The sequence below is a fragment of the Paenibacillus glacialis genome (assembly GCF_001637205.1).
GTDB lineage: Bacteria > Bacillota > Bacilli > Paenibacillales > Paenibacillaceae > Paenibacillus_AQ > Paenibacillus_AQ glacialis.
The window spans coordinates 65,840-90,428 of sequence record NZ_LVJH01000021.1; the positions used below are offsets into that span (position 1 = coordinate 65,840).

Here is a 24,589-nt window from a genome sequence, read left to right on the forward strand (position 1 = left end):
GTTATGGATTTAAGATTATTTCCCGTTGGTATTACCGAGAGTAAGTTCATCCAAATTGTCAGATCGTCTATGTCCTCTAAGACTTGAACGGATTATAGCGCTTGGACAAGACTAGGTCATTACCAGCTCTTTGGCGTACTGCTTGCCTGCCGAGAGAAGGCTGTCGCTCAGTTCAGGATCATTAACAGACCGTGCAAGAACAAGAGAGCCGACCATGGTACTTAACAGTGCGCTACCTTTGGACGTGTCAATTTCCGCCAGATTGGAGATAAAAGCCATCATCCGCTCCAGTTCATGGGTGAATACCTGCCGAACCTCTTCTGAAGAACGGGATATTTCGCCAGAAAGGGCAGGAAGAATGCAGCCCATCTCCGTTTTGTCGCGGTGATACGGGCTTAAATAATAATCAATGACAGTATTGATCGGGGGGTTCTGCTTCTCCTGATCAGCGGCTTCCTGCAGAAGTGCGATGGTATCGCTGATGGCATACCGGCAGGCTTCAGCGACCAGCTGTTCTTTGTTGTCAAAGTGTGAATAAAACCCTCCATGAGTCAATCCAGCCCCCTTCATAATGAACGGAACACTTACATCGTGGATACCATTGGTGCGAAAAGCCTGGGCAGCACTTTCAACTATTCTTTTCCGCACTTTCATCTTATGTCCTTTGGGATACGGTATTGTAATCACTCCACAGCTTCATAATTCTACCTTCAAAATATTATAATCGTCATAATTAAGCCTGTCAATTTAGTGGCCCCGTAACTGTTAGTTCAAGAAATGCTATACACAGCTGTTGACGTTTTTAAAATATGATGCATATAATATATTATGATCATCATATTTTAAAAAAAGTTTCAACAGGAGGTATCAGGATATGAGTAAGCTTGAATCCGTAGAAACGCTGGTCATTGGATCAGGTCCGGGAGGTTATGTGGCGGCGTTGCGATCTTCGCAGCTTGGTATGAAGACGGCGATTGTCGAACGCAGTCAGCTTGGTGGAGTCTGCACGCATGTTGGCTGCATTCCATCGAAAGCATTAATTGCAGAATCGCATCGTTATAATGTACTCAAACAGTTCAATAACGCAGATGCGGCAGTGTCATTTAAGAATGCTCAGGATTTCAAGCAGGGGATTGTGAATAAGCAAGCAGGCGGAGTTAGTTATTTATTAAAGACTGCCGGCGTAAGCATTCTGGAAGGAGAGGCTAGTTTGGTTGATGAACATACAGCTATTATCAATCAATCTGGACAGGAGCAAACCATTTCTTTTAAGTATGCCATACTGGCAACGGGATCTCGTCCAATTGAACTGCAAGCATTTCCGGTTGGAGGGCGTATTATGTCTTCCACAGAAGCTCTGTCGCTCCCTGAGGTTCCGAGCAGCCTGGTAGTTATAGGCGGTGGATATATTGGTATCGAACTGGGGCAAATGTATGCCAAATTTGGAACAAAGGTAACGATTCTGGAGGGCGGAGAACAAGTGCTACCGGGATTCGAGTCAGACCTTGCGGTTCCTGTTGTCCGGCAGATGAAAGCCGATGGTATTAACATTATAACCGGGGCGACAGCTGAGAAAGTGGTGCAGAATGCTGATTCAATTACACTGCATTATTTAAAAAATCAGGAGCAGCATCATGTTACGGCGGAATATGCGTTAGTCACTATCGGCAGAAAACCAAATACAGACGGCAAGTTAGGGCTGGAGCGCATAGGCTTGCCGGTGACGAGCAGGGGACTGATCGGGACGGACGAACAGTGCAGAACGGCTATCCCGCATATTTTCGCAATTGGAGATATTACGGCTGGTCCGGCACTCGCTCACAAGGCGTCCTATGAAGCCAAGATTGCGGCAGAAGCCATTGCAGGCCATACCTCCGAGGTTGATTATAAAGCCATTCCGCTCGTCGTCTTTTCTAATCCGGAGCTTGCCAGCGTTGGCTTAAGTGAAACGGAGGCAAAGGCACACGCCATCCCGATTGTTATTGGTAAAGCCTCTTTTGCGATCAACGGAAGAGCATTGGCATTGAGGGAAACCGAAGGATTCGTCAAAATTGTGGCGAACCCGACCTCAGGAATCGTGATTGGTGCACAAATCGTTGGCGTGGAAGCATCAACTCTCATATCGGAGCTTGGACTTGCAATCGAGATGGGGGCAACCGTGGAGGACTTGGCTATGACGATTCATCCCCATCCCACATTGGGAGAAGTGATTATGGAGGCTGCTGACATCGCGGTCAGCAAAATAATGATGAAAAGTAAAAAAGAGCAGTAGATTTAACAACATATAGAGAATAGGAATGGGAGAGATTGAAGAATGAAGATAAAAGTAGGTTTTTATATCGGAATGGCGATAGCGCTGATTGTTGGAGGTTCGCTTCTTGTTGTTAAAGGAAAGGATGCTGTCAGTCAGGCTGAGAGCAGGAAACAAGGTATGATTGAGGCGGAGCAAACGACAATATTTTATCAGAAGAGTCCAGGGTCGATTGTAGAGGTCGGTGCGGCTGTAGGCGATTCTATGAAACAGGGTGAGGTGCTATTCAAGGTTAAATCAGCTGTAGAAGGAGAAATGGATGTACTCGCGCCGGATGACGGATTGATCAACAGGATTGTTGCAAAGCCGGGGGATCAAGTACAGCAAGGAGCGCCGATGGCGATTCTGCAAAAAAACAACTATTATACAGATCTCTACATACAGGAAAGTGAAATCCAAAAGCTTGAGGTTAATCAAAGCGTTGGTGTTCATTTTCCATATTTGGATCACCCAACACAGGTGACTGGTGTTATTACTTCGATCTCAGCCGCTCCTCAATTTGCGAGCTTGCGCATGACACGTGAAAAAGGGCAAGCAGATTTAAGTATGTTTGTTGTCCGAATATCTATGGATTCGAATGCTGATTTGCTTCCGGGTATGACAGCGGAGGTGAAACTTGATGAAATCACTGATTGACGAGTGGAAGTACGTATCGGGCAGTAAGTATTTTCGCCTGATCTTTATCGGTCCGCTTGTCGCGGCCATATTTTTTGGACTAATGTTTTCGCAGAACCAAATCACCAAATCGCCTGTTGTTGTCATTGATGAGGATCACAGTTCGTATTCACGGCAGCTGATCTCACAAATAAATGCTTCCCCATACATGAACGTCTCAAACGTGTACGCAAGCCGCCTGAACCCAGAAATATTACTGGCAAATGAGCAGGCTGTAGCGGTCATCATGCTTCCCAAACAGTTGGAGCTACGTCAGCAGCAGGGGATATCAACGAATATCGGCATTTTAATGGATAACACGATGCCCTCAGGGCTAACCGGCATTAGGACTGCGATTCAGGAAATCATCCTAACGGAAAATATGACTCTCTCTATGACCCGTCTGGTCCAAAAGGGGATGGATGCGCAAACCTCTAAAGGGCTTGTTTCTCCGTTGTCCCTGCAGCAGCGAATGCTGTTTAATCCGACCTCAAGTTACGTGAGCTTTATGGTAATTGGATTTGTGAATATCGTGGTATTGATGATTACAACAAGCGCAGCAGGCTCGATAGTTCCTCGCTTGCGTCAGGAAGGGAAACTCTTTGCAAACGGAAAGTCGCCTTTGCCGCTTTGGATTCGTAGTGTACCTTACGCTGTCTTGACTACCCTTTCGCTGCTTCTATGTTATGGCTTATTAAAGCAGGTGGGGGGAATGCGCTTTGAAGCGGAGCCTTATCTTTTTATCATTCCGCTGCTTGTGTATGCCTTTGCCTTGTCACTTATGGGCCTGTTGATTGGTTATACTGCCAAAGACGTGTCCAAAGTCAATTTACGAACCAATTTCGTATTGTATCCGTCGTTTCTTGCTACTGGAATCCAACTGAGTCCACTTGCGTTTCCAGAGCCTTTTCAAATTTCTGCATGGGTATTACCTATGAACTGGCTTAACCGCCTCATACGCGGAATGGCTTTTCGGGATGGTTCGCTAACAGCCTACAGTCAGGAGTTGGGGGCGCTGCTGATCATTATTGGCGTTGTGTCCTTGTTAATTGGATTATTGGTACTACGGGAAGCAGGGAAAACTTATCCCAGCCGGGAACCGCTTGTGAATCCGGAGGTTCTGCTGAGCAGCAGTTAATTAAATATGGAATGACTTACTTAAAGAATAGATTTATGAAGCGAATTCTAAGGAGCCTTATAGGAAGCGAACCTCGAGGTTCAGCTCTCGGGGACGCAGTGGATGAAATAGCTTCAAAGAAACGGCATCAAATGGAGAACCGTTGCGTTTGAATCTTCCGCTATAAGTCCTCATCGAGTCGGCTTCGGCAGCCATTAGATCAAGATTCGGACAGTCTCTTGATGGGAAAGTGAGTTAGACTAAAAGTACCCCCTAGGCTCCACCATTCATAACAACCTTGCACAGTCAACGGTTGAGTAATCAAGTCCATAAGTCGACCCTTTCCTTTTTATTAATAATGAGCACTCCACACATGTGGAGTGCTTAATATTGATGATTCGAAATAAATGAGATGTGACATTATCGCTCAAGAATATTCGATGATAGGCTTCGATGATAGGCGTACCAAACATATCGAAAATGTTTGTTCCTTGATCTACAAGGGGTTTGAGTTAGTGAATAAAGGAGTTGGGGACGAGTTGAGGACGTAATTTAATTTTACGTCCTTCAGTTGGTCTTGAAGTTTAAAATGCATGTTGTTTCAATCTCCCGATTCAAACTTGTCTGCTGCGGATTGATCGGCTGATCGTAGAGCGTGTCCAAAAACGTTCATCGTGGTATTAATGTCGCCATGTCCCAGTCGTGGAGAAATAAGCTTTGCATGAACAGCTTGGTTGATTAGGAGTTTTCACTTATGTATGAGTGAAAATTAGAACAATTGCCTGTTGTCTTTGATCTCGAGCATATGAATGATGATCGTTGTCCCTTTGCCCACTTCACTGTTCATTTGAAAACGAGCTCCTTTAATAAGTGAAAGCTTTCTAAATGGATTTGTGAAGCCCAATCGCTCATTTCGACCACGCATTAGCTCTTGCTGCTTTTCTAGAGGAATCCCGACACCGTTATCCTCTATCGTGATTTTGATATGCTGCTGTTCCCGCTCGATAGTAAGTCGCAGCGTTCCACCTTTTCTACTTTTGATTATCCCGTGAGTAACAGCATTTTCCACTAGCGGCTGCAGTGTCATTGCTGGGATATAGGTTTGAATCGTTTCGTCGATATTATATTCGATATGAAGCCTTTCTTCGAAGCGCAATTGTTCTATCGCTAAGTAAGCCATCACTAATTGTATTTCTTCCTCCAAAGGGACGAGTGAGCGCTGCTTCTGGTAATCCAGCTTTCCTCGGAAATAGGTAGAAAGATGTTCTAATGCAGTTTGGGTTTTATTCTGGTCAGACCAACTTAGCGAAATAATCGCATTGAGTGTGTTGTATAAAAAATGCGGTGTAATCTGAGCGTAAAAGTAGCTGAGTTCATGCTCCACAGCATCCTGCGATGACTTTTTCATTAATAATAAGGACTCGATTCGCATCTCTAATTCCTTTAAATTAACAGGCTTTTGCAAGTAATCATTGGCTCCTAATTGGAAGGATACAACTAAGTCAGACAATTGTCCTGCTGCTGTTAATATGATGACAGGCAAATCTACTAAGTCTTGCTTCTGTCTGATCGTTTTGCAAACCTCATATCCCGTCATATGGGGCATCATTAAATCTAAAATTAATAGATCCACCTTTTCCGTTTCAATTATGTCGAGTGCTTCCTGCCCGCTGCCTACTGCAATTACGCTATAATGAAGCGAATGGAGCATATTAATAAGCACCTTCAAGTTGGCAGGCTCGTCATCTACAACTAATATCGTATACGGTTTTGGTCCTTTCACTTTTGTTGGCAGGATAACCTGCGACTGCTTCATCTCCCGATTTTTCATTTGGGTAGACGTAACTTGTTCGTTCATTTTGTGATTGTTTATTTCATTATGCCCTAATAGCTGCTGATTAGTAGCCAGTGGGATCGTAAAGGTGAAGCATGAGCCTTTACCTATTTCAGAAGTTACCCAAATACGTCCACCTGCACTCTCCACAATTTTCTTGGTAATGCTTAATCCCAAACCAAGTCCTTCTGATTTCCTAGTCCGGCTGCTTTCAACTTGATAAAAGGTAGTAAATATGAGGTCTTGGTAATCTGAAGCAATACCTGGACCCGTATCCTCAACCGATATGTGCATCTGTTCCTCTATGATTTGAGCTGAGATCGTGATCGTTCCCTGCTTGGTGAATTTAATCGCATTGTAGATCAGATTGAAGAAAACTTGCTTTAGCTTTTGCTCATCGGTGTAGACAAGCGGCAAATTTTCTGGGATCGTATTGATCAATTGAACAGGCAGGGTGGGCGGCATAACATAGGCAATCTCAGCGAGCACTTCCTCAATAATTCGAATTTCGATCGGTCTGGATGTAAAAGACACCTCACCTTGCTTTATTTTAGAAATAAATAAAAGATCCTTAACCAAGCCTGCCAATCTTCTACTAACCGAGTGTATCAAAATAACACTTTCTTGCTGTTTTCTTTTTAAAGGCCCCTCTACACCCTCCAGCAGCGATTGAGAGAGATTAATAATGCCGTGGAGCGGAGTGCCGAGCTCGTGTGATGTTTTGACTAGAAAATCATCCTTCATTCGGTCGAATTCAAGCAATTCCTTAGACAGTTCCTCCACTTTATTATATGCCTGCTGTGAACGGTGACTCATTAGTAGCGCCAAGCTCATCACCATAATTAAAAATAAAAGAAGTGACGGCACTTCGATATCCACATCAAATAGCAGGACAATTGCAAGTAGAATACCATAAACAGCAAAAGCAAAAACAACGATCAGCACATAGTCGGACTCATCCGTTTTTTGCTTATAGGCTTTTAGCAGCATAATAAAAATATACACATAACTAATAGCAGTAGTCCCTGAAACAATGAGTTGAATGAACGGAAATGGAACCTTTACCATTAGATCAATGGTCATGTTTAACACACACACTGCCAAGGCTTGAAATCCTAAGATTGCACTTAATGCAGTGACGATCCTTTTGCTGGCAGACATGTTGAAGAAATGATAAACAAATAGTAGGAAAAACAATACGAAAAGTGTAAGTGAAATGGCTTGAATTCCTAGTTGTGAGGCTGGGCTGAGCTCCGGAAATAGTAAGTAGATCCATCTTTCATTTATCGTAGATATATGTACAGCTTGCGCTAAACTGAATAGACTGAAATAGAGCTCATACTGGAATTTCCGTTTGTGTTGTAAATATGTCGTAAAGTATATAAATGAAAACAGAAAATAGCCGGAAATGAGAAAGGCTTCAATGAATTTTTCACGGCCTTGTTTTGCTAATATTTGATCGGCTAGACCGAATTGGAGCGAACTGACAATCCCACCAACAGCATAGTCATAATTGGCAACTAGTATAACAAGTTCTATTTGTTTGTTTTCACTATTTCCCAGAACGATATATTTTTTGTAATCAAAGCGATATTCTTCGGTGCTTTTTGAAGGAACACCTGCTGAACCAAGCTCCTCCCCGTTTAAATACACTTTATTGGCATTTCGAATCGTATTCAGCTTTACACCGTAAAGGTCATCCTCCGGAACATGAATAAGCAAGCGGTACGTGCCTGTCCCATAAGGAGTAGCGCTCTCAGCTCTATAGCGATCCCACGCTGTAGGTACTAGAATGGATTGGCGTTTGTTCTTATAACGTTCAAAGACATCCTCATCCGGGCTTGGCACAATTAATTCATCTGGATAGAAGTCCCATTCTCCATCAAGCGCAATAGTTTTTTCATCTTGCCAATCCCAATGCTGCAATGAAAGAACACCATTTTTCGCCACGAATGTATTGGAGTCGAATATACGAAATGAGTGAAGGACAAAGTACGTTGTTAAGAGAGTGACAGCGATCATAATTAGAGTGAGCGTCTTTCTATTTTTCACATAGCCAATTCCTTTCACTATGAGAGCTTCACCCATTATGGTACTTACTTGAGACCATTCAAACAGGCGGCAGCGCATCTTGTTCTAGTATATTTTACTAGCATCATCGCGTTCAATCCTTGATATAGAGGTGATGATGGGGGGAAATTGCGGGTTGTCGAATATTTAAATAGTTTACCATAAATTTATTAGAAGTGTTAACGAGGAATTAGTCGCGCTACTTCTGTGAGACAAAACAGATGGCGGGAAGAGGATTTCTAGGATAATGTTAATTGATGTAAAAAATGCTTGCATACAACCCTATCCTGCTTATCTAAACGTAGTAATTAATTAATTAATTAATAAAGAGCGTACAAATACATTTTACGAGGTGAAAGTGATGGAAAAAATCTCTTTTTTGTTTCCAGGTCAAGGTTCCCAATTTGTAGGAATGTCTAAAAGTTTGTTCAACCAATATGAAATCGCCAAACAGACCTTTGAAGAAGCGAATGAAATATTGGGCATTGATTTAGCGAAGATATGTTTTGAAGGCAGTTTGGCCGAATTGGCGAAGAATGATATCGCCCAGCCAGCCATTCTTGTTTCAAGTGTCGTCGCCTTTCGTGTGTACATGCAAGAGATAGGTATTACTCCACAGTTCTGCGCGGGTCATAGTCTGGGTGAATACTCAGCGCTAACCTGTGCCGGAGCAATCACCTTCGCCGATGCAGTATCCATTGCCCGTTTTCGCGGGAGGTTAGCAGATCAGATCGCTTTACAGGATGTTGGGGCCATGTCCATAATTGACGGGATTGATAAATCAAAAGTTGAAGAAGAATGTAGGAAATTAACTACCCCAGAACAAGTGGTGGCCATCTCATGCTATAATTCTCCAACTCAAACGAGTATATCCGGTGAGAAAGAGATCGTTTTGTCTGTGGAAGAGAAGCTACTCTCCACCGGCTGTATGGTAACGCCTCTGTTAGCGAGTGCTCCTTTTCATTCGCCACTAATGACACAGGCGTCCGAATTGCTACGGGCTGAGCTCGAACAGTACAGCTTCAACTGGTTTAAATTCCCTGTAATTTCTAATGTAACTGGACTGCCGTACAATGATCCTGATCAAATTGTAGCGAATTTAGTACAGCATATGATCAAACCGGTGCAGTGGCAAGCCACCATTCAATATCTGAAAAGAAAAGGAATCACACTGACTGTGGAGATGGGGCCTAAAAATGTACTGAGCAATTTGGTGGCGGCAAATGTGGAGGGAATCGAGGCACTTTGTTTTGCTGAGAAGGAAGACAGACAATCATTGTCAAATCTGCATGAGAGATTTCCATTTTTGAGAAAGCATTTTCCAACGATCATTACGCGATGTCTAGCAGCTGGGGTCGCCACGCCAAATACAAACTGGAATAATGAGGAGTATCAAGCTGGCGCCATTGTGCCATATAAACGTATTCAAGATATGCTACAGCAGCTGAAAGAAGAAGGGACCAGTCCGACGGAAGTGCAAATGACGGAAGCGCTTGAGTTACTGAAAACAATTTTTCAGACAAAAAAACTGCCCGTTAAAGAACAGGAACAGTGGTTTAAGCAAATGGTTGACGAGACGGGAAACTATTATACTTTAAGAGATACGCTTAATCGTATCTTGCAAGAGTTGGTAAGCAGTTCAGATTTAATGCTGGCCTAATCAATTTATAACTTTGTTTCAAACTATTATAAAGGAGCGAAACCTGGGATCATAAGTTCCTAGGGGTTCGCTCCTTTTTTTTCTGAGTAAAGGGATGGCTGATGTTAAAGTATCTACCCCACGTATTTCGATCGTCTTAATTTCAGAGATTTGATTGCGACTTCTTGTGACGAAGTGTGTTATTCACGATTACGCCAATGCCAAGAATGACCAGAAAACTAGGAAGTATGAATTGATTGCTGTTTTCCTGAAGAAGTTCCTCAGAGATCGTTTGTACAAAAAACAAGACTGAGAGGATCATTAGCACGATTACGGCAAAGATTATTTTAAGATTAGGTCTAATCAAGATTGTGCATTCAAGCAAACCGAAGGCAATCGCAAACAGAAAGCCTGGCCATATGTAATCCCAAATATCTAACAACATGGCGATTTGGGTTAATCCTCCCCCGATAACTAGGAATCCACCAAAAAATAGCGTAATTGCCTTTCTGGATCGCACGAAAAATCGGTAATGCAAATAAAGGCCGGATGAAATCATTACAAAGGTTGGAGCAAATAGGCTTATCAAATGCCAAATATCAAAGGAGGTCTCAAATCGAAGGATGGAGCTTCCAGCTGTAGCGAAGTAGAAGCCAGCTATAATAAAAAGAAGGCCTAAAAGATTACCAATTTGTTTATTCATTGTTTATCATCCTACCTTTCTAATTTTAGCTCACTCTTGAGTGGGATTTATTATGTTGATTCCAACATCGAACTGTAGCCTTTTCCCTAGGAAATCTAATTGAAGTTTAGCTCTTTTTTTATGTTTATCTATTTTCTTTATTTGGGATTCCATCCCTTTCAAAGGTCCGTTTACGACAACAATATTGGTACCTGAGAGTTTAATGTCGGAATAATCAATACAACCATCGCCCCCCGACATCTGAATAATGGGTTCCATTTCACGCCTTTCGATTTTATAGTAATGTACTTCTTCGTTCAAAGTCTCATGTTTGTTTAACATTCGGAAGATATGTGGGATTTTTTTAAGCTTGTAGTAGATTTCATTGGTCATGTTGGTATTAATAAGCACATAACCCGGTAATAACATCTTAACGGTGTCAAATTGACGTCCTTCTCTTTTTTCAGGTACCCTTCGTTTCGGAATGAAGAAGCTCAGTTCATTCGGACAAAATCGTTTGTTTAACAGGTCAGCGATGAGGACCTCCCTTCCATTTTTGACGAATAGTGCATACCAGTCCATATCCATATTCATATTCATTTATGGGTTGATACCTCCACAGAAAATTAGTGAAAAAAAGGATTTGCTGCAAGTATGGAGATGTGGTGTTAAAAGTGTAGGTCAGGCATTTCTTCTTCATTAATAGAAATGATGTGTTTGCAGTTAAAGCAATAAGCAGGGTAGTCTAAATAATCATATGTTTATAGGATGCCTCTATAGCTCCTTCCAATAGTATCGGTTAACACTACTGTCAACTTAATATATTACTAACTATAAGATAAACTAGAAAAATAGTAAATAAAAGGAAGAGATAATCTTGGAAATATATGCTTCGGTTATTACATCAGCAAGGGTGTTTTACGGACAAAGGTTGTTAGCAGACAGCTGTGCAAGATATTGTTGAGGTGTTGGGCATGTAAAAAGATGCTATTTGAATCAATTTCATAATTCCAAAGCCTTACTACGCTTAAGCTCATAGAGCATGGAAAAAGGAGTACCTCCCCAAATCTCGAAGTGTTTAGTACCGCTACCAGACACTGATGAGAAGAAAGGAGCATCTCTCAATGTACAATATTCAACAAGAAAGCCTGTTTTCCTTGCAAGACTTATTAGAAATGTCACCCAAAGATACCTACGGCTATCTCTTTGAGACGTTAGATATTAATCCATTCTTACGTGTCGTATCGAAGTAAGCCTTTCTAGGGGCACCGACTCAGCTCAATTATGTAGCTATGCTTCATTCACTTTTCATTCGAATTGTGGAACGAATTCCGACCATAAAAGATCTAAGGAAACGTTTGAAAAGAAGTATTGAATTTTGCACGGACTGTGGCTTTACCGGCTCTGATCGGATTCCAAGTGAAGCATCGTATACACGGCTGATCCAAAAGCTTCAAAAATCCAATGTCTTTCAGCAATCGCAAGAAGAATTAGTTCAGCAAGCCTTTCAAGAAGGCTTTATCGATGCAACAACAATCGCTATGGACGCCACTCACATTGAAGCCAGAGACCGCCAACCGGAGAAGAAGAAAAAGGATACGGATACATGTACAACTGAACCACCAAAGAAAAAGCGTGGCCGTAAATCCAAGGGTGAGCGCGAGCAATGGTTAAAGGAACAACTAGAATTTGAAGAACCTCCCCCTCTGTTTGTAAAGAAGGTAGAAGCACAACTGCCTTACTCCTATGATGATATAGTGAAGGAAATCCCAATGACCCCTGTATGGGGTGTCAAGAAGAACTCCGAAGGCAGAAACGTATTTTGGTGTGGTTTTAAAGTAAATCTCTTGGTCGACTGCAAAAGCCAATATATCCTTACAACATTACTTTCTTCCGGTAACATTAATGATGGCAAGATGGGGATCCCCTTACTTAAAGGACTGGCCGAAAGGCACCCTGAGTTACCTGTTTCTCATGCGCGGATGCTGGCTATGATTTAGTACCCATTTACAAGCAAGTTCAGGAAATGGGAGCCAGAGGGCTCATCGATTACAACCGTCGTAATGAGCAACCGGATCCTGATGCGGACAAGTACTTTCGTCCGATCTGTAAAGAGGGTCATTCTTACCGATATGATAGTTTTGACTCAACATATGAAACCATAAAATACACGCAGCCCAAAGAGAGCAAGGAGTGTCCCTTTAACGATGGACAATGCCAGAAGGTATTCAAGAAAAAAGTCGAAGATCATCCAAGAAGATATACCGTCCCTGCTCGTGGCAGTGATAGTTACTATGAACACTATAAAAAGAGAACGGCTGTAGAACGTGTGAATGCTTATTTGAAGGAATACTTTCAACTGAACAACATTCGTCATCGCGGAGCAGTGGCCAAAGTCGATTTTGAACTAGCTTGTCTGACGTACAACGCTTGTAAACTTACCGTTGACCGATTGAACCAAAATAATAAAGCGAATAAATTAACTGCGTAGCTCCTAATTTTAAAAATGCTGGCGTAAATATTCGGTTAATCTGATTAATGAGAGAACGATTTATGAAATTGATTCATTTATAATCATTTTAAATCGCTACGACAGCAGTTAAGGTGTAAATACCTATTCCTATGTACTTTGGAATGTATTGACAACCAACTGTATTACTAGCATAATACATCTATAGTGTATGAACCACGTAGTACATACAGTGTAAAAGAATGCGAGGTGCAGGATGAAAATGAATGAAGGCTGGACGGACATCACTTTCAATGGTCGGGATCCGGTGTATTTACAAGTTGTTCGTCATTTCAAAGAACAACTTGCAACCGGTCGGATGGAGGCCGGGCAGATCATTCCTTCACGGAGGGAGTTGGGAGCAATGCTAAAAATTAATCCCAATACAGCGCAGAAGGCTTATAAAGAAATGGAGGAACAACAATTGATCGTAACTGAAGGGAATTCAGCAAGTCGAATCACGCTTGATGATACAGTGCTGCGAAGTATCCGTTCTGAATTAATTAGCGATGCTGTGGATGCTTTTGTGGTATCGGTCCGTAAAATTGAGGTTCCCGTAGATGAACTTTTAGATATCGTAAAGCGAAAATATCTTGAAAGAACCGATATAGAGAAACAAGCCCAGGAAGGAGGAGACCAGGCATGATTGAGGTTATAGACATTCATAAGAGATATCGTGGACGGTCTGTGCTAAACGGCGCCTCCTTCACGGTCGAGAAGGGACAAATAACGTGTCTTATAGGAATTAACGGAGCGGGTAAGTCAACGATTCTAAAGGCAATTATGGGCTTAACGCCCCTGAAGGCAGGTACAATCCGGATTGATGGTCAACCATTGGATAAGAACATGTATGAAAGCATAGCATTTATCCCCGATCATTTAACGATGCCTTCTGGAATGAAGCTGTCTGAGGGACTTCGGTTCATGGCAGACTTTTATAAGAGCTGGAATCCGAATAGAGCAGAAGAGCTCATGAAATTTTTTAGCTTGGATCAGACAGAGAGAATTGGCAATCTTTCGAAGGGAACAGCAGCTAAATTTAATCTTATGCTTGGTCTTGCACAGGATACAGAATATGTCCTAATGGACGAACCATTTTCGGGCATAGATATGTTCAGTCGAGGTTTGATTGCAGAGGTATTCTCCAGCCACTTGATCGAAGATCGCGGCGTACTTCTGACTACGCATGAGATCGGTGATATAGAGCATTTGATCGATAGAGCACTACTGATGAAAGATGGAGCCATCTGTCGGGATTTCAATAGTGAACAAATACGTAGCGAGGAAGGTAAGTCCATTGTTGACGTTATGAGGGAGGTGTACCAAGCATGAATAGATATTTAAAGCTTGTACATATGGAAGTAGATCGCTTTAAATACATACTGGCAGGCATAATGAGTCTAACACTTATTTGTCAGTTTGGAGCTGTGATTTGGTGGACTAAGAATGCTTTATCCTATAGAGAAAGTGGAGCCTGGAGCAATGGGAGTTCCATGCCTTATAGTAGCTATAATTCTTCCCATAACGGTAACCTTTCGTTTACTGAAGTGATTTCTAACACCCAATCTATATCTATGATTCCTATCCTACTCAGTATTGGCGTACTTGTGATATACGTATTTCTAATTTGGTATCGCGATTGGTTTGGTAGAAACACATTTATATATCGTTTGTTAATCCTACCAACTGCAAGACGACATATTTATTTCGCTAAATTAACGGCTATTCTTATATTCATTTTTACACTTGTAACTTTTCAGTTGGCATTGTTACCAGTTGAAAAGTTGATTTTCAACCTGATCGTTCCTTCTGATATGAGAGATTTTTCTTATCTCCCACATAATATTTATGCAAATCGAGCATTGCCGCTGCTTATACCTTGGAATTTGGATACGTTTCTGCTTTATTATGGATTAGGAATTATTGCTGTTATGGCTATATTCACTGCTATTCTGATCGAGAGAAGCTATCGCCGTGTAGGTATTATATACGCCATTCTTTATATAGGCATAAGTTCGTTCTTGCTCATATTCCCTTTGTTCGGTCTAGGTTTGAATGATTTAAATACATATTTATATCCTAATGAAATATTTGCGATCGAACTAGTCATGTGTCTAGGTGTAATGGCTATATCGGTCTGGCTAGGTTGTCGGCTTCTTTCCAAAAAGATATCAGTGTAAGGAGGAATATCATGAGACGTTATTGGATTTCTATAGTATTAAGTGTTTTTATTGTTGTCGGATTGGGTACGTATTATGTATATGGTGCAGTTGTACGTTTTCCGGAGTATAAGATATCTAAAGTATCGGGAGATGTAAACGAGGGAACCAAGATTGTGGTTCAAGGTGGCTTTTTAGAGGGGGGAAGATACCAGTCCATATTTGCTACTGCTGAGGGTAGCGATTATCCGATTAGGAGCAATTTATTTACCCAAATGTTCTGGGGTACAGGGTCAGGGATGACCGAGCAAACTGATATCCGTCAGATTATCAAGGATCATCGATCTTTTATGAGGGGCAAAGGGAAAATTAGTAACTTCTATAAGGACGATAAATGGATTATTTATGCGGATGCAGTTGTTCATATTACTTATAATGCCAAAACAGAGATAGTATTAAGTATAGACCTTCTTAATAAGACAACAGGTGTAGTTAAGCATTATGAAACCAAAGTGGATGATTCCACGAACTATTCTCAAACCTTTATCGAGGATGTTCAGTTGAATGGTGAGCAGATCCACTTACTTATAAGCCAACGTTCAACTGGGATTATCAATGGTTCAGAGGGTGAGTATCGTGATTATGCTATTAATATAAATAGTGGAGCAATTACGAACAATGGAAGAATTGCCTTTGGAGATACCACGAAGGATTATGTTGAGCTCTTTGATCGGAGTATTATGAACTCCATTGTTTCTTCTCCTAGTGATTATGCAATATTAAGCGTTACGGATCAGCAACCTAGAGTAAACGAATACATGGATGAGCATTTCTATTCCTATGCGTATAAAACAGGTGAATTAACTGATCTATCAGAAACACTGATGAAAGCTGGAATCGATGATATCGGAAATCTCAGTTTAGATGGTAACGTTCTTTCTATCCTGATTTATGAAGAAGAATTTATTAAATTAACACGTTACAATTTAGATACAGGATCGTTAGCCAATAAAGTTATCTCCTTAACTGCCAAGCAACTGGATGCAGATCAAATCGTAATGGGAATAACGAAAAATAACAGACTGTATATTCTATCTCACAAAAATGATATTCCCAAGGTTGCTGTACTAGATGAAACGAATGGAGCGATTCGATATACAGGTGAGATTGTTTATGATGGTAAGCCATTAGGAACTAATTGGACAATGAGTAACGTGGAAAGAATCTATATGGAAATTGCTGAATAGTGCGCTTATGATTTGTTTAGAATCGTTAAATCAACGTCACTACGTACAGGCGAGGTAGATATAATGAGATCAACGGATTATTTTAATAGAACAATAGAAGTGTTGAGACGGTTAGAAACGTATGGTTATCAAGTGGCATACTACATCCTGAAAGATGAAAATCTTGCGATAGATGCAACGAAAACAGCACTGTTAGCCTTAGTGCAAGAAGAGAATCTCAATAATATGCCAATGTCTGTACAGCGTGATTTGATGAAAAAAGTGATTATAAAACAATCGATGGTGCTCAAATACGAAGTCTTATCAGCATAGTGAAGTACTGAATGATACAGACAAATAGCCTTTGGAGCGCAATCTCCAGAGGATTTTATCATGGGTGTTTCAATCTATTACAGGAAAAATATAACTTTTAACGAATACTTATGTAAAAGATTCGAATCTTACAGAGGAATGCGTAAGTTCTGTCGTATTTGGTGTTACAATCCATCATATATTGGAGGTTGCCTACTTGAAGTTAAAAGAACTTATTGAGCAGTTAACGATTGCTTCCGTTCAGGGAGAGTTGGACGTTGATATATCCGGGATTAATATGAATTCGCGAGAAGTGAAGCAAGGTGATTTATTCGTATGTATATCAGGTATTGCAGGACTTCAAGAGGATCGTCACCAATATATTGATCATGCGATAGAAGCCGGAGCTGTGGCTTTAATTGTTGAAAGAGATGTCATCGCCAAAGTACCCACTATAAAAGTACCAAATGCTAGATTTGCATTAGCCGTGGTGTCCACACATTTCTACGGATATCCAAGTCATGATCTGAAGTTAATTGGTGTGACAGGGACCAATGGTAAGACTACGACAAGTCACATGATTGAAGCGATCTTGTCTCATGCTAGTTATCGGACGGGTCTAATGGGCAATATCGGAACAAAGATAGGAAACACAATACGCAAAAGTAGCATCAATACACAAGAACCACACAAGCTTCAAGCGAATTTGGCAAAAATGAAGGATTGTTCGACAGACTATTGTGTAATGGAAGTAACTTCACAAGGTTTACATATTGGACGTGTAGTGGGATGCGATTTTCGAACAGCCGTATTTACGAATTTAACGCATGATCACCTCGATTATCATGGGACGATGGAGAACTATCTTATGGCAAAAGGAGCCCTATTCTCAAGAATGGGCAATTCGTTCTCACCTGAACATGCAAACCACAAATTCGCAATTCTCAACGCGGATGATCAAGCATCCGAAGTATTTCATAGTCTAACAACCGCACAAGTAATCACGTACGGTATTTACAAGCAAGCAGACGTAATGGCTGAAGACATTCGACTAAGGGGTACAGGAATGACATTCAGACTGGTCTCCTTCGCAGGAACGGTTCCTATCGAATGTAAGATGGTTGGTTCTTTTAATGTTTACAATGCACTTGCAGCTATTGCGACTGCCCTAAGCGAGCAAATCCCGCTTCATGTTATTCAACAAGCATTGTCTGAATTCACCAATGTGACTGGTAGAATGGAGATTATAGATGGGGGCCAGGACTTTCTTGTGATTGTTGATTACGCGCATACACCAGATTCATTAAACAATGCACTGTCAACCTTGCGTGAACTTGGGAATCAGAGATTGATTACGGTGTATAGCTGTTGTGAAAATGATAATGAGGGTGACTCACTTTCACGGATGAGTGATATAGCTGCTAAGTATAGTGATGTTGTGATTGTGATCACGGAACAATTATCAGCTCAAGCTACGAATAGGAAGATAAAGCAAATACAAAGTGAGCTTGGAGAATATACATCATTGAATAATACCACCTATGAGCTGATGTCGGATCGGACTCAAGCGGTAACTAGAGCCATTGAATTAGCTATGGCTGGAGATATCGTGTTCATTGCGGGTAAAGAAGACCATAAGACAGCAGTCCAGCATATTTTAAAAGATTACGTGAAACATCCTAGTGAAGTAGTTACTGATGCTATTCAGGCAAAGGACATCCATATTCGTGTTTAATAGATGAATCTGTTGAACTAAACTTGGGAGGCAATCTGTATGCAAGAATTTGTTGGTCACTGCAAAGAATGCTCGAAAGAAATCTACTGCTATGATGGATTTATTAGCGGTATAGTATTAGAAAACCAAACCGTAATATGTTTCGATTGTTCCGAGGAAGATGAGATTCAAATAAAATAATCTGATGATGCGTAGGGGGTTGGAAATGGATATCCATTGGGAAACTATAATGATTACGATTGTTTCCATTGGGCTAGTAGTGGGGCTGTTCATACTGTCCTTGTATAGCTTGATTCGATATATTAAAAACAGGACTATTCAACAACGATTAACGACTGAAACATTGAGGTCCTTAGAGCAAAAGGTAGACACGTTAATTGAGCTGAATAGATCTAAGAAAGAGGGCAAATGATGCTTCAAAGCAATGAGTTTAAGATTAAAAATCCATCAGGGATTGTTCAAATCGTATGTTTTATTATTTTACTGGTGATGATGTTGAGGATTGCAATCTACGATACAAGGCAAGATAATAGCGCTTCACTCCTTACTTATGTCATTTACGGGTGGATTTTAGTAATCTCCATTGTCTTAGTAATCAATATTTGTAGGTCATTTATGAAAACATCGCTCCTGCGGATCAATCCGGAATCTTTATTCATTAATGGTCGAACAGTTGAGGCTAACCAAATTAAGATGGTGATGGTAAGAGGTTCCTTCAAACCAATTCTAGGAATTAAACCAAAGAATAACAAAATTGTACCCATCCATTTGTGTTTTCGATTTCTAGATGATGAAGATAAGGGAATGAAAGAACTGTCGAAATGGGCAGAGGAGAATCAGATTCCTTTTATTCATAAACAGTTTATCAGGTGGATATGATGAATCCGTGACTATGTTTTAACTTCATGAATTATTAATGAGGTTAAATAATGTAATTGTAGGACCTTGGAGTCTATACATTTAATCCGAGAGCCATCCATGTATATGAGATAGGATTTAAACACGAGGGGATTCAAAGAGATTGGTAGGCGCATTTCATAACTTGAGTATGATGTCTAGCTAGAGACTGAGTTTGACTGAACAAGGACCCTATATAGGGGGTCTTTTTTTATTGTTGAAAGTAGGTTACGAAGAGGGCTTATTGTATCAATTATCCAACTTTATCCTGTTTAATGTGTTATTATATGGAAGGTGTTAAAGGGTTGAAGGGGAGAAATAACTACGATGCAGCAAAATATGTTTCAAGGCAGTAAATTTAAGATCAAATATCCTTCAATGGTTGGACCAATCATATCGCTTATCATTCTGTCGATAATGCACATGCCTATGGTAGTTCTATTAATTAAGGGCGACAATGTTCCTTGGATCCTTTTTTTTATCGAATGTGCTCTGGTTCTGTTTTTAATAATTTGGCCACTGTTCATGTTCTTTAGGGTTAGAGCATTTATAAAACCGTCTATCCTACATATTAGTCCGGAATCCCTATTCATTAACGGTCGCACAGTTGAAGCTAATCAGATCAAAATTGTGATGGTCATGGGATATTTCAAACCAATTGTAGGCATTAAACCAATCAACAAAAAGTATGTACCAACCCATTTGTGTTTTCGCTTTCTGGAGGATGAAGATAAGGGAATGAAGGAATTTAAGAGCTGGGCAGAGCTCAATCAGATTCCTTTTGTCCATAAACGGTTCGGTAGGTGGATATGAATGCTCTTTTGTTGCGCTGCTCGCTCTCTTGTACGTTTGTTTATACCATAAATGGTATAAACAAACTCCCAAAGGATCAATCATCACATCAAATTCGCATCTCAATTAGCTCGTACTCATTAAACTAAATACTTGCTGCTATGTTTACAACTTAAGTGATTATCAGAGAGTGGGGATTCATTTATGGATAGTAGCTATTCTATTTTTCGTGAAAAGGGTAATAGAGAACAGTTCATTCAAGCATATGATGAGACTATGAAGGTATGGAATGTACCGTTTGAAGATCTAATGATTTCGACGCGTTTTGGTGAGACACATATCGTTGCATCAGGTTCGATAGAAGCTCCCGCTTTAATTCTTTTACATGGAATGACGTTCAGTGCGATGATGTGGTATCCGAGTGTTGAATCCTTATCTAAATTCTCCTGAAAAAGTAAATAAAATGATCTTATTAGCACCTGCAGCTGGAATTCACAAAATCACTCCCAAATTCTTTTTATAAGTATATCCTGCTATCGTGTTACCGTCTGAATTTAGGATTCATAAAGAATTATCAGGGTTCATGAGTCGAACCTATCAACCAGATGAGAAGGCTGATGCGCTCATACGACAGTTCGTAATCTCAGGGATGAATAGTGTCCCTCAATGGAGATTTTATTGATGGTTGGAGATCAGGAAGTCATCTATGATTACGACAAAATGTTATCTAAAGCCAAACAGCTACTACCTAACGTACATACAAGTGTTATACAGGGTGCGGGTCACGCCTTAACGATGGATTAGCACGAAATTGTTAATGATACAATAATAGATTTTTTAATGTAATTAATTGCTGTGAGGACAGGGTTTCTCCTTGAAAGTGTAAGAACAGAGTTTTACTTGCTTAATGGATAGTAACTGGACTGACTTGTTATTTATAAGAATCGTGGTTGAATATAAGTGAGAGTGGAAGGGATTACATATGAAGGAACAATGCAAAGGAAGTCAAATGGAAGGTAGTACTATTAATCTGCGCATTGCACGGGAGTCTGACGTTCAGTTATATTATTCTTATTTGTTGGAACCTGAGGGCAATCGGTTGACGGGTACACATGGGGATTTCACACTAGATGGAACTGCCACTTGGATTAAGAAAATTAGTATCCCCAATGAGGATCGTGTCGATTTCATGATCGTATCAAAGGATACGGATGAATTTATGGGAGAAGTCGTGCTTAACGAAATGGATTCTATGAATCGAAGTGCGAATATTCGTATCGGTATCGGGAAGCAACATGTTGGAAAAGGATATGGCACCGAAGCGATAAAGCTTATGCTCAGATATGGTTTTGAAACGTTAAACCTACATCGTATTGAGCTGGGTGTCTATACATTTAATCCAAGAGCCATACATGTCTATGAGAAGATTGGTTTTCAGCGGGTAGGTATTCTTAGAGATACATTGTATTATGATGAAGAATTTCATGATTTGATAATGATGTCTATACTCGAGAATGAGTTCCAATGGAAATGTGAATAACGATAGTAGGTCTATTCTGGGTAACTAAGATACTTCAGAAGAGTTTTCCTTTGAAGAATACCTGGGCGGATTTACTCATTTATTATACGAATCATAGTTGAGTTGGTAGGTAGAGTACGTTAGGAGGTGGGTTAACCATCATGGATGAAAGGATACTTCAAAGTAGTTCCTTCAAGATCAAAAATCCATCAGGGATCTTTGATTTCATATTCATAGGTTTCTTTACGGGTTTGATATTGAATAGTTTTCTTCGACACATTCGAAGAAATGATGTGGATTGGATCTCATTTTATATGGAAGTTGGATTACTGTCATTTTGCATAATTTCTTTAGGGATCATAGTAATTAGGTCATTGAAGAAGCCATGGGATCTTTTCATCCATTCGGAATACGTATCAATTCGCGGACGTACACTTGAATCTAACCAGATTAAGAGCTTGATGGTGATGAAGAATATAAGAAGAAAGAACTACATTCTTGGAATTAAACCAAACAACAAAGTTATTGTACCAGTCCATTGGTGTTTTCAATTTCATGTTGATGAAGACAAGGGGATGGAAGAACTTGCGAGGTGGGCGGAGGACAATCACATTCCTGTAATTCATAAAAATAAGTTTGTGAGACGGTTCTGATTGAGATAAAAGGAGTTTAGGCTAAATAGCGGCGTAATTAACGATGGAGGGCGATTAATGAACTCAAAACACTTTGATTTTATTGCTATGATCGCTTCTGTAGGATGTATCATTCTGTGTCTCATTTTATTGTTCTAGAATCCGTATTCTAGCACACCGGCTGGTAACGATACCATACTAATTATTTCTATCATGTTGATCTTACCGGCATGTCTAGGCATCCTTGTTTCGTTTCTAAGAAGTGCGATCTTAATGTCTATAGTATTTGTTTGGTCGTTGCCGTACGGTCTTTATTTAACTTTAGCATCAACACCTAGCGTTTGGAATCTATTTGGTGTATTCCTTATCTTATACATCGTTTCCGCTGTACGTATGATAAGAGATTAGTAAAAAAGTGATCCTAGCGGGGAATTCAGTCTAATTGGGCAACCAGAAGATGCAAGGATGCAGTATTGTACCTGATGAAGAGCCCTTACTCAACAGGAACGGTTTTATCCGTTGATGGGGGAATATTACTTACTTAATCGAGGAGTACATCATTCCTCCCCATGGTAACTTTCCTTTGTATAAGTACTTCTTACTTTCTTCACATTGGATGACAAAACAATATTAGTTGAAGGTGTTCCATATTTCATGGATTCATCAATAAATATTTCTAAACTCTCCACTGAATGAGTTGCTACTTTTGCAATATAGCTAATTTCTCCGGCCACCCGATAGCATTCCAATACGTCAGGATGATGATGACAGAAGTTTGCAAGAGCTTTGCAGTCCTTTGATTCAAACAATATAAGTGCCACGATATTCCGACCCAATTTTTCTAGGGAGACACTCGCATGATATCCTTCAATCGTATCATTATCTTCTAACTTTCTGACTCGTTCAATGACAGCTGGTGAAGACAAATGAACAATTTCAGCCAAATCTTTCATTGAAATCTTAGAATTCTTCTGTAATTCGGTTAATATTCTCTCATCGATCTGATCCATTTGTACACGACCTTTTTTTTATAAAGAATACTAGATCATTCTCCTAATTAAGTAAAGAAAAACGGTAGTTTAATCGTTCCTACCTTGTGTTATTAGCCTTAATTTCTGTCTAATATAATAACAAAGGAGGGTTAATAATGAAAAAGATATTGTTATTATTAGCAGATGGCTTTGAAGCTGCGGAAGCTAGTGTGTTTACAGACGTTTTTGGTTGGAATAAGTGGGAAGGTGATAGATCTACAGAATTAGTCACTGTAGGATTACGAGAACAAGTAAAATGCACTTGGAACTTCACGATCATTCCTGAAAGAGTGATTTCAGATATAGATGTAGAAGAATTTGATGCCCTAGCTATCCCTGGAGGATTTGAAGAAGCTGGTTTTTACAATGATGCTTTTGATGAAAGGTTTCTTGGAGTTATTAGGTACTTTCATGCTAGTCAAAAACCGATTGCTAGTATTTGCGTAGCATCTTTAGCCTTGGGTAAAAGCGGGATATTACAAGATAGAAAGGCAACTACCTACAGTCATCCAACGAGTCATCGACAAGATCAATTGCAATCATTTGGTGCAAACGTTCAGAACGTACCTATTGTGCACGACGGCCATATTATAACTTCATCGAATCCCGCTACTGGTTTTAATGTTGCTTTTCTCTTACTTGAACAATTAACTTCCGAAGCAAACGTCAAACGTGTTAAAGATTTAATGGGGTTTGAAATTTAATATTTGAATAAGAGTTTAAATTGCTGGGAAGCTAGTAATGTAAGCTCTTTTTCATTGTGGCGTCCTTAATTCTTTTAGGTTGATGGTGATGCGTTGATACTCTTTTATGATAGTATTATCTATAATCATATCAGTCAGCTTACCGTTAGGAGTGAAGATTAGCGTGGCGATCATATATATGCTATGTGGCAAAGTAGGAAGCGGGAAGAGTACCTATGCCAAGACATTAAAAGAGCTTCATCGAGCGATGGTTTTATCATGTGATGATTTAATGCTTTCGCTGTTTGATGAACATTTGGGCGATCAACATCAACGCATCCATCGTAAAAGTATTGCATATTTATATCAACTTGCAGAGGAATTAGTATCTATAGATGTGAATGTGGTTCTGGACTTTGGTTTTTGGAGTAAGGAAGACAGATTAGAAGTCCGGCAATACTTTTTGGATAAAGGAATATCAACTGAACTGCATTATATTAATACACCAGCCATTCAAACAAAGCAGCAATTACATATGCGAAATCAAGATATAGTTAATGGTAAATCGAATGTGTATCTTATTGATGAGGACATGCGGCAATTCTTCGATTCTAAATTCGATGAACCAACGGAAGATGAGATTTCTGTGCGGATTAACTAAATCGATATAAAGTAATATGGATATAGAATCAGATGTTTTCTTGAAAATGATAGAGCGATAATAGTGTCAGTGTCCGCTGGGTAATTTGATTTAGCGGGAAAACCTCCTGTTAATTATAGAGAATAC

25 protein-coding genes and 2 pseudogenes are annotated in these 24,589 nt (G+C 40.1%); 21 read left to right on the top strand and 6 right to left on the bottom strand.

Annotated features, from left to right (window positions below; all coding sequences use genetic code 11):
• Positions 1-111: 111 nt before the first annotated feature.
• Positions 112-678, bottom strand: coding sequence for a TetR/AcrR family transcriptional regulator (locus PGLA_RS12050; RefSeq protein ID WP_068533239.1), 567 nt, complete (start codon positions 676-678; stop codon positions 112-114).
• Positions 679-874: 196 nt separating this feature from the next.
• Here PGLA_RS12050 and lpdA point away from each other — a divergent pair, with 196 nt between their 5' ends.
• The 3 genes from lpdA to PGLA_RS12065 are packed head-to-tail and all read left to right on the top strand — an operon-like array spanning position 875 to position 4,103.
• Positions 875-2,272, top strand: coding sequence for a dihydrolipoyl dehydrogenase (lpdA, locus tag PGLA_RS12055; RefSeq protein WP_068533009.1), 1,398 nt, complete (start codon positions 875-877; stop codon positions 2,270-2,272).
• A 42-nt stretch (positions 2,273-2,314) separates the two neighbouring features.
• The gene (locus tag PGLA_RS12060; RefSeq protein WP_068533011.1) at positions 2,315-2,947 is read left to right on the top strand and encodes a biotin/lipoyl-containing protein; all 633 of its coding nucleotides are present in this window, start codon (positions 2,315-2,317) and stop codon (positions 2,945-2,947) included.
• Complete coding sequence (locus PGLA_RS12065; RefSeq protein WP_068533013.1) at positions 2,931-4,103, top strand: ABC transporter permease; 1,173 nt, start codon at positions 2,931-2,933, stop codon at positions 4,101-4,103. Before PGLA_RS12060 ends, PGLA_RS12065 begins: the two co-directional genes overlap by 17 nt.
• A gap of 580 nt (positions 4,104-4,683) precedes the next feature.
• Here PGLA_RS12065 and PGLA_RS29915 read toward each other — a convergent pair.
• Both PGLA_RS29915 and PGLA_RS12070 read right to left on the bottom strand, forming a co-directional pair.
• Positions 4,684-4,827 (bottom strand): annotated as a pseudogene (locus PGLA_RS29915) (site-specific integrase); the annotation flags it as partial.
• Between the two features lie 24 nt (positions 4,828-4,851).
• Positions 4,852-7,968: an ATP-binding protein gene (locus PGLA_RS12070; protein ID WP_161487880.1), complete on the bottom strand. Its 3,117-nt coding sequence runs from the start codon at positions 7,966-7,968 to the stop codon at positions 4,852-4,854.
• Positions 7,969-8,347: 379 nt separating this feature from the next.
• Here PGLA_RS12070 and fabD point away from each other — a divergent pair, with 379 nt between their 5' ends.
• Positions 8,348-9,646 (top strand): ACP S-malonyltransferase, encoded by a 1,299-nt coding sequence (fabD, locus tag PGLA_RS12075; RefSeq protein ID WP_068533017.1) that lies wholly within the window; start codon positions 8,348-8,350, stop codon positions 9,644-9,646.
• Positions 9,647-9,788: 142 nt separating this feature from the next.
• On the opposite strand, the gene PGLA_RS12080 is transcribed toward fabD, so the two are convergent.
• Entirely contained in the window at positions 9,789-10,328 is a 540-nt protein-coding gene (locus tag PGLA_RS12080) for a hypothetical protein (protein ID WP_068533018.1), read from the bottom strand.
• 30 nt (positions 10,329-10,358) lie between these two features.
• Positions 10,359-10,907 carry an antiterminator LoaP gene (gene loaP, locus PGLA_RS12085; RefSeq protein ID WP_084410992.1) on the bottom strand — a complete coding sequence of 183 codons (549 nt, stop codon included), beginning with the start codon at positions 10,905-10,907 and terminating at the stop codon, positions 10,359-10,361.
• A 524-nt stretch (positions 10,908-11,431) separates the two neighbouring features.
• Between loaP and PGLA_RS12090 the strand changes: the two are divergent.
• The 15 genes and pseudogenes from PGLA_RS12090 (at position 11,432) to PGLA_RS12150 (ending at position 22,109) form a co-directional block, all read left to right on the top strand.
• Positions 11,432-12,798 (top strand): annotated as a pseudogene (locus PGLA_RS12090) (transposase).
• Between the two features lie 241 nt (positions 12,799-13,039).
• Positions 13,040-13,462, top strand: coding sequence for a GntR family transcriptional regulator (locus PGLA_RS12095; RefSeq protein ID WP_068533020.1), 423 nt, complete (start codon positions 13,040-13,042; stop codon positions 13,460-13,462).
• Entirely contained in the window at positions 13,459-14,148 is a 690-nt protein-coding gene (locus tag PGLA_RS12100; RefSeq protein WP_068533021.1) for an ATP-binding cassette domain-containing protein, read from the top strand. Before PGLA_RS12095 ends, PGLA_RS12100 begins: the two co-directional genes overlap by 4 nt.
• On the top strand, positions 14,145-14,996 hold the full coding sequence (locus PGLA_RS12105; RefSeq protein WP_068533024.1) for a hypothetical protein: 852 nt from the start codon (positions 14,145-14,147) through the stop codon (positions 14,994-14,996). Before PGLA_RS12100 ends, PGLA_RS12105 begins: the two co-directional genes overlap by 4 nt.
• Positions 14,997-15,007: 11 nt before the next feature.
• Positions 15,008-16,222 (top strand): hypothetical protein, encoded by a 1,215-nt coding sequence (locus PGLA_RS12110; RefSeq protein ID WP_068533026.1) that lies wholly within the window; start codon positions 15,008-15,010, stop codon positions 16,220-16,222.
• A 12-nt stretch (positions 16,223-16,234) separates the two neighbouring features.
• Positions 16,235-16,534 carry a hypothetical protein gene (locus tag PGLA_RS12115; protein WP_161487881.1) on the top strand — a complete coding sequence of 100 codons (300 nt, stop codon included), beginning with the start codon at positions 16,235-16,237 and terminating at the stop codon, positions 16,532-16,534.
• Positions 16,535-16,730: 196 nt separating this feature from the next.
• A complete protein-coding gene (locus tag PGLA_RS12120; RefSeq protein WP_068533030.1) occupies positions 16,731-18,248 on the top strand; it encodes a UDP-N-acetylmuramoyl-L-alanyl-D-glutamate--2,6-diaminopimelate ligase in 1,518 nt (505 codons plus the stop codon).
• A 39-nt stretch (positions 18,249-18,287) separates the two neighbouring features.
• Positions 18,288-18,428 carry a hypothetical protein gene (locus tag PGLA_RS28365; protein WP_169810196.1) on the top strand — a complete coding sequence of 47 codons (141 nt, stop codon included), beginning with the start codon at positions 18,288-18,290 and terminating at the stop codon, positions 18,426-18,428.
• Positions 18,429-18,453: 25 nt separating this feature from the next.
• Positions 18,454-18,660 carry a hypothetical protein gene (locus tag PGLA_RS12125; RefSeq protein ID WP_068533032.1) on the top strand — a complete coding sequence of 69 codons (207 nt, stop codon included), beginning with the start codon at positions 18,454-18,456 and terminating at the stop codon, positions 18,658-18,660.
• A 203-nt stretch (positions 18,661-18,863) separates the two neighbouring features.
• Positions 18,864-19,127: a hypothetical protein gene (locus tag PGLA_RS27955; RefSeq protein ID WP_161487882.1), complete on the top strand. Its 264-nt coding sequence runs from the start codon at positions 18,864-18,866 to the stop codon at positions 19,125-19,127.
• 345 nt (positions 19,128-19,472) lie between these two features.
• Positions 19,473-19,958: a hypothetical protein gene (locus tag PGLA_RS12135; protein WP_068533035.1), complete on the top strand. Its 486-nt coding sequence runs from the start codon at positions 19,473-19,475 to the stop codon at positions 19,956-19,958.
• A 183-nt stretch (positions 19,959-20,141) separates the two neighbouring features.
• Positions 20,142-20,387 carry a hypothetical protein gene (locus PGLA_RS12140; protein ID WP_068533037.1) on the top strand — a complete coding sequence of 82 codons (246 nt, stop codon included), beginning with the start codon at positions 20,142-20,144 and terminating at the stop codon, positions 20,385-20,387.
• 216 nt (positions 20,388-20,603) lie between these two features.
• Complete coding sequence (locus PGLA_RS27960) at positions 20,604-20,741, top strand: hypothetical protein (RefSeq protein WP_161487883.1); 138 nt, start codon at positions 20,604-20,606, stop codon at positions 20,739-20,741.
• A gap of 178 nt (positions 20,742-20,919) precedes the next feature.
• Complete coding sequence (locus tag PGLA_RS12145) at positions 20,920-21,477, top strand: GNAT family N-acetyltransferase (RefSeq protein ID WP_068533039.1); 558 nt, start codon at positions 20,920-20,922, stop codon at positions 21,475-21,477.
• Positions 21,478-21,617: 140 nt separating this feature from the next.
• Complete coding sequence (locus PGLA_RS12150; protein ID WP_068533041.1) at positions 21,618-22,109, top strand: hypothetical protein; 492 nt, start codon at positions 21,618-21,620, stop codon at positions 22,107-22,109.
• 536 nt (positions 22,110-22,645) lie between these two features.
• On the opposite strand, the gene PGLA_RS12155 is transcribed toward PGLA_RS12150, so the two are convergent.
• Positions 22,646-23,098 carry an Lrp/AsnC family transcriptional regulator gene (locus tag PGLA_RS12155; protein ID WP_068533043.1) on the bottom strand — a complete coding sequence of 151 codons (453 nt, stop codon included), beginning with the start codon at positions 23,096-23,098 and terminating at the stop codon, positions 22,646-22,648.
• 137 nt (positions 23,099-23,235) lie between these two features.
• Between PGLA_RS12155 and PGLA_RS12160 the strand changes: the two genes are divergently transcribed.
• Together PGLA_RS12160 and PGLA_RS12165 are read left to right on the top strand one after the other, a co-directional pair.
• Complete coding sequence (locus PGLA_RS12160; RefSeq protein WP_068533045.1) at positions 23,236-23,823, top strand: DJ-1/PfpI family protein; 588 nt, start codon at positions 23,236-23,238, stop codon at positions 23,821-23,823.
• Positions 23,824-23,986: 163 nt separating this feature from the next.
• Positions 23,987-24,463: a P-loop nucleotide/nucleoside kinase family protein gene (locus PGLA_RS12165; protein WP_068533047.1), complete on the top strand. Its 477-nt coding sequence runs from the start codon at positions 23,987-23,989 to the stop codon at positions 24,461-24,463.
• Positions 24,464-24,589: the final 126 nt, after the last annotated feature.